Annotated in this window: 1 protein-coding gene; it reads right to left on the reverse strand. The window is 74.7% G+C overall.

Translation table 11 applies throughout. From position 1 onward, the window contains the following. Positions 1-197: 197 nt before the first annotated feature. Positions 198-2,410: cation-translocating P-type ATPase (locus B7767_RS29455; RefSeq protein WP_085574815.1), on the reverse strand; the 2,213-nt coding region annotated here is incomplete at its 5' end.

Raw genomic sequence — 2,410 nt, forward strand, 5'->3', positions numbered from 1 at the left:
CGCCGGCCGTCCCCTCCGGCGGAATCGACGACGGCCTCACCGGCCGGCCGCCGGTGGCGTCGACGTGTTCCCGGGCCCCCTCAGCCCCGGCCCGCACGACGGGCTCCCGCGCAGCCCTCGGCCGTTCACCGGTGCGGGACGCCGAAAAGGGGTGGGGGCGGGCCCGACGGGCCCGCCCCCACCCCTTGGGGAGGGTCTCAGTTCGCGGCCTTGAAGCCGCGCAGCCGCAGGGAGTTGCCGACGACGAAGACGGAGGAGAAGGCCATGGCGGCTCCGGCGATCATCGGGTTGAGGAGCCCGGCGGCGGCCAGCGGCAGGGCGGCGATGTTGTAGGCGAAGGCCCAGAAGAGGTTGGACCTGATGGTGCCGAGCGTCCTGCGGGCGAGGCGGATGGCGTCGGCGGCGGCGCGCAGGTCGCCGCGGACGAGGGTGAGGTCGCCGGCCTCGATGGCGGCGTCGGTGCCGGTGCCCATGGCCAGCCCCAGGTCGGCCTGGGCGAGGGCTGCGGCGTCGTTGACGCCGTCGCCGACCATCGCGACCGAACGGCCCTCGTTCTGGAGGCGCTTGACGACGTCGACCTTGTCCTCGGGCATGACGTCGGCGATGACGTGCTCGGCGGCTATGCCGACCTCCGCGGCCACCGATCCGGCGACGGCCTTGTTGTCCCCGGTGAGGAGGACCGGGGTCAGGCCCAGGGCGCGCAGCCGGGTGACGGCTTCGGCGCTGGTGTCCTTGACGGCGTCGGCGACCTCGACGACCGCCCGTGCCTCGCCGTCCCAGGCGACCGCGATCGCCGTACGGCCCGCCGCCTCGGCGTCGGCCTTGGCGCGTGCCAGGCCGGCGGGCAGCTCCATGGCCCACTCGGCGAGCAGCTTCTCGCGGCCGACGAGGACGGCGTGGCCGTCGACCACGCCCTGCACGCCGAGACCGGGGAGGTTGACGAAGTCCTCCGGGGCGGGCAGGGTGCCCACGCGGTCGGCGGCGCCCGCGGCGATCGCCCGGGCGACGGGGTGTTCGGAGGCGTGTTCCAGGGCGCCGGCGAGGCGCAGTACCTCGGTGGCGTCGGTGCCGTCGGCGGTGTGGACGGCGAGCAGGGTCATGCGGCCGGTGGTGACGGTGCCGGTCTTGTCGAGGACGACGGTGTCGACGCGGCGGGTGCTCTCCAGGACCTCGGGGCCCTTGATGAGGATGCCGAGCTGGGCGCCGCGTCCGGTGCCGACCATCAGCGCGGTCGGCGTGGCCAGCCCGAGGGCGCAGGGGCAGGCGATGATCAGGACGGCGACGGCGGCGGTGAACGCGGCGACGGTGTCGCCCGTGGTGCCCAGCCACGCCCCGAAGGTGCCGACCGCGATCAGCAGCACCACCGGGACGAAGATCCCGGAGATCCGGTCGGCGAGGCGCTGCACCCGCGCATTGCCGTTCTGCGCCTCCTCGACCAGCTTCGCCATCCGCGCGAGCCGCGTGTCGGCGCCGATCCGGGTCGCCTCGACGACGAGCCGTCCGCCCGCGTTGACCGTGGCGCCGGTGACGCTGTCGCCGACGGTGACGTCCACCGGGACGGACTCGCCGGTCAGCATGGACGCGTCCACGGCGGAGACGCCCTCCAGCACCGTGCCGTCGGTGGCGATCTTCTCCCCGGGCCGTACGACGAACCGGTCGCCCACGGCCAGCCGCTCCGCCGGAATCCGCACCTCCCGCCCGTCGCGGAGCACGGCGACGTCCTTGGCGCCCAGCTCCATCAGCGCCCGCAGGGCCGCTCCCGCGCGGCGCTTGGAGCGGGCCTCCAGGTAGCGGCCGAGCAGGATGAACGCGGTGACGCCCGCGGCGACCTCCAGGTAGATCGTGGAGGCGCCGTCGGTGCGGGTGACGGTGAGCTCGAAGGGGTGCCGCATGCCGGGCATGCCCGCGTCGCCGAGGAACAGCGCCCACAGTGACCAGCCGAACGCGGCGAGCGTGCCGACGGAGACCAGCGTGTCCATGGTGGCCGCGCCGTGCCGGAGGTTGGTCCATGCGGCCCGGTGGAAGGGTGCGGCGCCCCAGACCACGACGGGCGCGGTGAGGGTGAGCGAGAGCCACTGCCAGTTGTCGAACTGCAGGGGCGGGACCATCGCCAGCAGGACGACGGGGAGGGCGAGGAGCGCGGAGACGGTGAGGCGCCGGCGCAGGGCGGCCGCCTCGGGGTCGGCCTCCTGCGGGGCGGGCGCCTCCTCCTGCGGGGGCGCGGGCTCCTCGGCGGTGTACCCGGTCCGCACCACCGTGGTGATCAGGTCGGCGACCTCGACGTCCGGCGGGTAGGTGATCCGGGCCTTCTCCGTCGCGTAGTTCACCGTGGCGGTGACGCCGTCCATCCGGTTGAGCTTCTTCTCGACGCGGGCCGCGCAGGAGGCGCAGGTCATCCCGCCGATGAGCA

It is taken from the genome of Streptomyces sp. 13-12-16 (assembly GCF_002114215.1).
Lineage (GTDB): Bacteria > Actinomycetota > Actinomycetes > Streptomycetales > Streptomycetaceae > Streptomyces.